13 protein-coding genes are annotated in these 7,900 nt (G+C 41.6%); all 13 read right to left on the bottom strand.

Annotation, left to right across the window (positions count from 1 at the left end; genetic code table 11):
* Positions 1–21: 21 nt before the first annotated feature.
* Positions 22–261, bottom strand: coding sequence for a hypothetical protein (locus NFR99_RS14050; RefSeq protein ID WP_251353957.1), 240 nt, complete (start codon positions 259–261; stop codon positions 22–24).
* A gap of 24 nt (positions 262–285) precedes the next feature.
* A complete protein-coding gene (locus NFR99_RS14045; protein ID WP_120486902.1) occupies positions 286–717 on the bottom strand; it encodes a hypothetical protein in 432 nt (143 codons plus the stop codon).
* A gap of 36 nt (positions 718–753) precedes the next feature.
* Entirely contained in the window at positions 754–1,266 is a 513-nt protein-coding gene (locus NFR99_RS14040; protein WP_120486903.1) for a GNAT family N-acetyltransferase, read from the bottom strand.
* Positions 1,267–1,460: 194 nt separating this feature from the next.
* Entirely contained in the window at positions 1,461–1,664 is a 204-nt protein-coding gene (locus NFR99_RS14035; protein WP_243126924.1) for a hypothetical protein, read from the bottom strand.
* 14 nt (positions 1,665–1,678) lie between these two features.
* Positions 1,679–2,479 carry a hypothetical protein gene (locus NFR99_RS14030; protein WP_251353956.1) on the bottom strand — a complete coding sequence of 267 codons (801 nt, stop codon included), beginning with the start codon at positions 2,477–2,479 and terminating at the stop codon, positions 1,679–1,681.
* On the bottom strand, positions 2,427–3,323 hold the full coding sequence (locus NFR99_RS14025) for a nucleotidyl transferase AbiEii/AbiGii toxin family protein (protein WP_120486905.1): 897 nt from the start codon (positions 3,321–3,323) through the stop codon (positions 2,427–2,429). The genes NFR99_RS14030 and NFR99_RS14025 overlap by 53 nt, the downstream gene beginning before the upstream one ends.
* On the bottom strand, positions 3,323–3,931 hold the full coding sequence (locus NFR99_RS14020; RefSeq protein WP_120486906.1) for a type IV toxin-antitoxin system AbiEi family antitoxin domain-containing protein: 609 nt from the start codon (positions 3,929–3,931) through the stop codon (positions 3,323–3,325). The genes NFR99_RS14025 and NFR99_RS14020 overlap by 1 nt, the downstream gene beginning before the upstream one ends.
* A gap of 371 nt (positions 3,932–4,302) precedes the next feature.
* The gene (locus NFR99_RS14015; RefSeq protein WP_251353955.1) at positions 4,303–4,995 is read right to left on the bottom strand and encodes a hypothetical protein; all 693 of its coding nucleotides are present in this window, start codon (positions 4,993–4,995) and stop codon (positions 4,303–4,305) included.
* A 30-nt stretch (positions 4,996–5,025) separates the two neighbouring features.
* Positions 5,026–5,454, bottom strand: a complete 429-nt coding sequence (locus NFR99_RS14010) for a ParA family protein (protein WP_277613466.1) — start codon at positions 5,452–5,454, stop codon at positions 5,026–5,028.
* Between the two features lie 12 nt (positions 5,455–5,466).
* Positions 5,467–5,976 carry a helix-turn-helix domain-containing protein gene (locus tag NFR99_RS14005; RefSeq protein WP_120486907.1) on the bottom strand — a complete coding sequence of 170 codons (510 nt, stop codon included), beginning with the start codon at positions 5,974–5,976 and terminating at the stop codon, positions 5,467–5,469.
* A gap of 195 nt (positions 5,977–6,171) precedes the next feature.
* Positions 6,172–6,900 (bottom strand): DUF3239 domain-containing protein, encoded by a 729-nt coding sequence (locus NFR99_RS14000; protein ID WP_251353954.1) that lies wholly within the window; start codon positions 6,898–6,900, stop codon positions 6,172–6,174.
* 33 nt (positions 6,901–6,933) lie between these two features.
* A complete protein-coding gene (locus tag NFR99_RS13995; RefSeq protein ID WP_243126925.1) occupies positions 6,934–7,383 on the bottom strand; it encodes a helix-turn-helix domain-containing protein in 450 nt (149 codons plus the stop codon).
* 133 nt (positions 7,384–7,516) lie between these two features.
* Positions 7,517–7,816, bottom strand: coding sequence for a DUF4097 family beta strand repeat-containing protein (locus NFR99_RS13990; protein WP_158605043.1), 300 nt, complete (start codon positions 7,814–7,816; stop codon positions 7,517–7,519).
* Positions 7,817–7,900 lie beyond the last annotated feature (84 nt).

Genomic DNA, 7,900 nt, shown 5'->3' with positions numbered 1-7,900 from the left:
ATACTACAAAATATGAATTTTTCAAGGTACTATAGGAATAGGGGCAAATTTATTTATGGTTTTGACCCCAACATCATAAATATGGTTGTATCTTTCACAGGCTTTATCGTATGCCGCCCGGATCTGATCCCGCACAACCCACGGGACATCATCCTGGTAGTCTATCCCAACCATATCAAAGCCCATACAATTTTTCTTGTACTGTTCAACTTCCATATAACTTCCATTTTTTCCATGAATATATAAAATTACTTTTTCCATAAAATCGCCTCCATATAGTCTGGATCATCCCTTTCTCTGCTTTAATAGTTTCATTCCTAATAGAAAGCTAAACCCACCAAGCAATACAAAGAATAACCATACCGCATTCCAATAAATTGAATCTACGTCAAACATCCACAACAAAAGTTTATTCCAAAATTCCAATCCAGACGCAATCGCATATAAATCAAATAGCACATAAGCGCCGCCAAATAGATATATCCATCTCCACCAATAGTTGTTACCCCGGCATTTCGTAAAAGTAAAGATTCCTAAAACGCACAATCCTGCCAATACTCCCATCAGCGTAAAGTAAAACGGCCCTTTACTTCCTAATATGCCCATCCAAAACCCGGCATAAGAATCTCTATCTATCACTCCCCATATCCTATGCAGATGAAACAGCCCAAAAGCCATGAAGAACCATGCTTCCCATATTAACACTTTTTTCTCCATTCTATTCTCCGCAATGTCCAATCCAAATCCTAAAATTTATATTTCCTCTTTCAACAGAGAATACATTTTCATATCGATCACTTTCCCGTTTTTTACCGCATTATTTCTTAACGTCCCCTCATACTGAAAACCTGCTTTTTCCAGGACACGACAAGATGCCGTATTATACGCAAATGGCTCTGCATAAATGCGGAGAATATCACTTTTCTCAAAAACATATTCGCAGACCTGTTTTACAGCCTCTGTCATGATTCCTTTTCCCCAGCATCCTTCCGCAATATAATATCCCAGCTCGGCTGTCCGCCTGTGGATATTCCCCTGGCGGAAAACACCGATACTTCCCACCACCCGTCCATCTGCAGTTATGGCAAAAGCAAATGTTTCATTTTCATCCGCAGACAGCATAGCAGAAATAAAGTCCACCCCGTCTTGTTCCGTATAAGGATATGGCAGCCCATCTCTAAGATTATCCTGTACTTTTCTATTGGAAAGAGCCGCCGCCAAATCCGCCGCATCCACCAAATCCCATTTTCTTATTTTACAAATCACTTTTCCGCCTCCCTGATGGATCGTCTTCCATAACAGACTCTATTATACAGCATATCCCCAGCCAATGGAACGTACTTTCTAAGAACTTACCAAAAACAAATCAATACATATACAGCTACAATATACTTACATAAGAAAACTCCGACATATATCAATATGCCAGAGTATTCCCTATTTTACCTTCAAGCCATATATTACGAACGCTTCCGCCCATTCATCTGGAACACATCATGCCCCATAATACTCCTTACCGCCTGCCCCAGATTCCTAGCCCTCCCATGCTGATGATAAGGCTGGGAATCCCTGTGCTTATGAAAAATAATACATTCCCCCTCCCCCGGATACTCCGGGTTATGGATATACCAGATATGCCCCATATTCTTCGACTGAAGCGTCACATCATATTCCTCCGTCAGAATAATGTTAAAATAAGACCTATCCAGCCTCCCGATCTCTTCCGCCCGGTAGAGAAGCCCCTGAAATGTTCCATCTCAGGGGCTTGCGCTTTTTTTAGTGGTTTACCCTGCGGACAATTTACGCTTTTTGCAACCGTGTAGCTCCATTTGAGGGGGAGCAGGTTCAAATACACATCAATATGGTCTTTATCATTCACAACCATTTTATCTAAAATTTCTTTGTAAAAATCATCTTCATATTCCACGCCGTTTATAAGCTCATTCATCACTTCTGTAATTTCAGCAACAAGTTCTTGCTGTTTTTCAATCATCTCCCTTTGTTTGTCTATGCTATCTATCACGGATTGCAGTTCGGCAATCTCATTCTCACATTTTGCTCTTGCTGCTGAAAATTCATCTCTGGTAATATCGCCAGATGTATAAAGGTCAATGAGGCTTGTGCGTTTTTGTTCAATGGCTTTTATCTGTGATTTTAGTTTCTCACTATCTGTACCTGTGGTATCCCTTGCGATAATAGACTTGATAATAGCAAGCAAATTGTTAGTGATTTGATTGACTGAAACTTCAACAACCTTGTTTCTGAACTTCTGACTTCTTCCATTTTTCATTTCTCTAACCTGAAGGATTTCAGAATCTTTGCTTGTTAAAGTGAACTTGATACTCAAAACGATTATATGAACCAGAACCTGCCTGTTCCCTCTGTTCCAATTCAAGAACTTTACCCATTCTGTATCCCCCCTTTGTTCATCTGTTCCATTTCTGTTTGAAAGTCCAATTCTTCTTCCACTCTTCTTCATCCACTATCGCATCAAACACTGGCTCAAGAAATTTCTGCATCTCTTTAATAACCACCGCAAATTCCAACGTACCATCTTTAATATTTTTCAAAAAATATCTCCACCGCTTCTGCATATCTTCATCTTCGGAAAGTGCCAGAATACGCTTAAAGCTATCTCTATCATAAGGCGTTTCTCTTTTCTTCAACGTTTCAAAAATTGCCGCCCGTAGCTTCGTTCCCTCAAAATCGAATGTTCTTGCCAGATAATATATATCGTAAAAGTCTTTCATCCTGCCAGTCAATTCAAATCGTTGCAAGATAGCGTCAAATTTCTCTGCTATCGTACTTTCCAAAGAATACGTTTTTATCACTGGCTTTTCAAAATCTGGAAGCTGTGTATTGATTCTTCTTTCCTGCGCTTTCGGCACAATAATATCTCCCACACCAATATCCACATTAAATGGCACACGGACATTTTTTATCTGACCGATAATTTGAGTGCTGATGCCGTGGTATTTCCTCTGTGGGGAAATTTCTTCAAATCCCTTTGCTGTCATGGAAACAAAATCATTTCCTGTTGATGTTTCAATAATCTTACCAATCATACTTTTTACATCTTCTATGGAATTGGAAAATCCACGAAGCAGGAAATCAACATCTATCGTTGCGCGGCTTTCAAAATTGGTAAGCGTATAGATAAACAATCCGCCTTTCAGAATAAGATTGTCTTCATAACCAGATTTTGAAAGTTTCCGCAAAAATTCCTCCTGCATAAACAACTGCAAACACTGTTGATAGCTGATTCCAGAAATCTTAGCTTTGTTTTTCAATTTCGCAAGAACGGACGCTGCCTTATCTGCCATTACAACCACACTCCAATCAAATCCTTTACACGCTTTTGCACCCGCAAAGCCTTTGCGTACTGCATAAGGTTCGGAATATTTTTTTTCTGGTCTTTTACATATCCTTGTATTGCTTTATTAAAAATCTCTTTATCCATCTTATTCATATTCCTCAGCACATCGCAAATGGTACGGTCACGGTCATAAATATGAACTTCTTGGAAGTCAATTTTCCCTTTTGTTTTTCCAATGGAAAGCAGCTCTGGCTCAACCCGATAAGCCTTAATGAAAGGATAATCAATATTTGTACGCTTTCTGGAAGTATTTTTGTCAATGGTAATATTCCATTCAGCGGGATTCCTGTCACTGTATCTATAATAGAAAAGGGCTGTTTCCATACAAAGAACTGCATCAGGGAACAGGCGGTTGACAATAACCACCTCACTCGTACCATAGTCATCCACCCAATGGTAACAGCCCCTTTTTATTCTTTCAATCAATCCTTGTTCCAGCATACGTTGAATATCTCTATAAAACAATTTTTCATTTGTAAGCTGTGCTGTTGTCATGACATAGCCATAATCAGAAAATATTTTGCTTAGTATTCTTATATCATTCTGTGTTAGCATTATTTCCTCCTTCTGACGCATTTACTGCGTCATTCAGGTAGATTTGGAAGTTTACTTCCAAACTTTCACCTCTGCACTAAAATACGCATAAATTTTTTATCTCTTGTGTGCTTTACTACATTATATCTATTCAACGCAAAAAAATCAAGCGAATCAAATCGAACAACTTCAAATCTTATACTTGTGTGCTTTACTACAAAAATCAGCCCTACATGTCCACAATAAAACAAATAGGTCTGACACAATTTAACCTGCTATATCAAATCTCGTTGAAGCAATGCCATATATAGTTATCGTTCTTTCCATATCTCTAACCTCGATAGAATAAGGCTTCCCGACATTCTCCGCATCTTCATTTTCATCATACTTCTTTATCCTCTCAAACGTCGAAAAGCTATGTATCGGAAACCCCACCGTTTCATGCCCGTCCCCAAATACAGTAAGTGGAACATTACCGCTGCTTCTCTGGGAACATCAGTCTCTCCCCCTTTCCCAAACCACGCCGCCAGTGCTTCCTCCACAATCCCTGCCACGTCCGCAGGTTTCACACCGGCAAAATACCTCTCATACACCTCCGCCGACAGCCTCACGCTCCTTCCGGTGGCCGCCTTCTTCCCTTTTCCACTATCCAGCGCCCCCAGCACAGCCTCTTCCGTCACATTCCCCGCCATGCCCCTGACGCACTTCGCCGTCTTCGCATCCAGCTTAATCCTGCCACTCTCTGCCGGCCCGGACACCACCCCCTGCTCCCTCTCCGACAGATAGGACAAATCCACCGCCGCCACCAAAGGCAGCATCCCCTCGTCCAACCGCTCCTTCAAAGGCTCTTCCAGCTTCTGCACCCGCATATACCTGGCAATATTCCTCCCGGTCATCCCATACTCTTCCCCGATAGTATCCCGGCTCTTCACCTTGTGGACATCATGTCCACAAGTCCCCGCCGTGTCCTGCCCGTTCAGCCTTGCGATTTCCTCCAGAATATCATTCCGCCGCCCCTGGCTGCTGACCTTCTCATTCCCGTTCTCCGGAGCAGAAACCTCTTCCGCCCCCGCCAGAAGGTCCACAGCGTCATTAAAAATCTTCCTCTTCGTCCATTAGCCTTCATACGAAACCAACTCCTTTGCAAACTTTTTATAAGCCATCCCCGCACTCGCCTTCGGGCTATATTCCGTCACCGGCAGGCTGTAATAAATGCTCTCCCCCACCTTCACCGTACTAGGAATCCTCGTCTCAAACACCCGTATCTGCTCCTGGAAACTCTCCGTCACTTCCTCCGTCAATACCTTACACTGCTTCGTCCTGGACTCGCACATGGTCATCAGGATGCCCGCAATCCCCAGCCCCGGATTGATCCGCTTCCTGATTTTCATCACCGTCCGCAAAAAATCCTGCATCCCCATCATAGCCAGAAGCTGGGGGTTCACCGTGATAATGACTTCATCCGAAGCAGCCAGAGCATTGATTGTCAAAGTCCCAAGGGACGGGCAGGTATCAATCAGAATGTAATCATACTTCTCCCGCAGCGGCTCCAGAATCTATTCTTGCCTTTTCATCAGTCGTTTTTTGAGCGCTCTAATCCTCTCACCATAGCGACTTGAATAAATCAAACCTACCAAAAGCATTCCAACTGCAAATCCCTGTGCAATATCCAGTCCAGCCATAACTGTCGGATTATCATAAAGGCTTGTTCCTTTAATGATAGTGTAGGCTACTACTAAAAGCATTGCTATCCCATTGCATATCCGTACACGCTTATTGTATCGTTCCGCTTCTGCGTTTGTATAATCCACTGCTCGCAATACAGTTTCTTTCATTTCTTTATCCATATTCTCGCTTTTCCTTTCTCCATTTAGAACTTCCCGTAAGTCAACTTCATAATAATCTGATATTTCAATCAAAATATCTAAGTCTGGCATATTGTTGCCATTCTCCCAACGGGATATTGTTCTGTTTGATACGTTAAATTTTTCTGCAATCTGTTCTTGGGTAAGTCCTTTTTGCTTACGGAGTTCTTTTAAGAATTTTCCGATTTTTTCTTGATTCATTCTTTTCCTCCCTTCAGAAAAATCCTATCAAAACTGCCTGATAAAAAACAGGACACAAAGCGAGAAATGCCTTATTTTACTACCAGACAAGGTGTGTCTACCAATACTCATTAGTGCATATGCTCTAGTTTACCGCCATATTGGAATTTGCGACGTGGGAAACGCTTTCATCAGCGTTTCCCTAAATGGAACATATTACTTGGGGTCAGCTTCCTCGTTGAGGGGCTTATAGTTGCTGTCCATGTAGTTCTTTTTCCCGAAGGGAACGTAATTTTCATCCAATAAAATCAAGTTCCCGTTTCCCAAATCAGGGAACTGCCGCGCAACCTCCTTGAGCACTTCCCATTCATCTCTAGCATTTTCTTTGTTGTCCTCCTCCACCTGTCTTAACGCTTCTTGAATAGACTGCTCATCTGCCGTTCCCCAATAGAGAGGATGTGGCTGGAAGGAAGAATGGTAATCGCCGCCCTCATAGCAGAAAAAACAGGAGCAGGGGATTTTTTCAAATAGAATTTTTTGCGCCCCGTCAAGTTCCTTCACCTCCAGACAGTAACACCCATTTACGGTTGCCGCACCATCCCGCACGGTCATGTTTGCGATTGCCATGATGGTGAGGGGTTCCGTTTTCACGATCATGCCGGGAACCAAAAGCCCTTCCTCGTACATTTCCCGTAAATATTCGTCAGAAAATTTTCCGACAGCCCGCCATAGGAAAAACAATGCAAGAAGGAGACAGATAACGGCGGGAATCCAGCTTTTAAACAAAGAAATTCCTGTCATGCACAGGAAGCACACGCAGATTATTGCGGAATTTCTCCGCTTTTTAACGACGGCTTTTATTATTTCATCTTTCTGCCGTATCCGGCTCACATCTGCATGGATGCCGGATTTTACACTTGCCTCGAATTGTGAATAATCGACCATTTTTTACTCCGTTTCTTACGTTTCTGTAGATTACTAATATTTTTTATAGATATATTCAGTAAAAATCCGATAAAAACAATATACAATCCAGACCACCCAAGTTATCTCCCACTTGTGTGATATTACAGAAATCATCAAATAAAGAACAGCAACAGTAATAGCAATAATCCAATTCGTTATTTTTTTCTTCTTGGTTATTTCATTGGCTGATACTTTTACAACATCTGACAACAGACTTTCATATTCGATATCAACGCTGTTTTCTGTTCTTTCGCCCTTGAATAATTCTGCTATGGTAATTCCCAGAGATGCAGCTAAGGGTTCAATAAGAGATACATCTGGAAATCCGATACCCCGTTCCCATTTAGAAATAGCTGCACTTGATACTCCCAATTCATTCGCTAAATCCTGCTGCGTTCGATTTTGTTCTTTTCTGATAGCAAAAATTAGGCTACCTGTTTTTTGAGCGTTCAATATTTTCACCTCCTTTCCGATTTTATAATATCAAAAAAAACACCATATTCAAGAAACGCTCCGTTGAAATGTTAAACGCTGCATTGGATTTATGCAAAAAATAACTTCCCCTTCGACAATCCCCCTTGCACAAGCACGTATGCTATTCATTCTTCCTGTCCATTCTAACTTCCTGTATAACGTTATTCAAGGATATACTTCCTGTAATTCCGCTTGAAATTACGCTTCTGCACGAACTATCGGTCAGATATGCGCTGCCGGTCACTACATCTACTGTAATATCGTCTCGACAGGTCGCCCCCGAAACAGTTACTTTGCCTGTGGTAACGGAAAGGTCAAGTGCGCCGGCAGAAGTATTCTCTACACGGATATTTCCTGTGATTGCTTTTATTTTGGCTAATTTTGAAACGGACGCAAAAAAATTAATATCACCTGTACTCAAAGAAATATTAACCTGAATTATTCATGAGCATATAAAAATGCTCGATACTACAAATCCTTGAACCAGTTCCCGTGAAATCAATCG

The organism is Hominisplanchenecus murintestinalis, from assembly GCF_943193015.1.
Lineage (GTDB): Bacteria > Bacillota > Clostridia > Lachnospirales > Lachnospiraceae > Hominisplanchenecus_A > Hominisplanchenecus_A murintestinalis.
The sequence above is the reverse complement of the archived record's forward strand: the minus strand, read 5'-3'. Positions and strand labels throughout refer to the sequence as shown.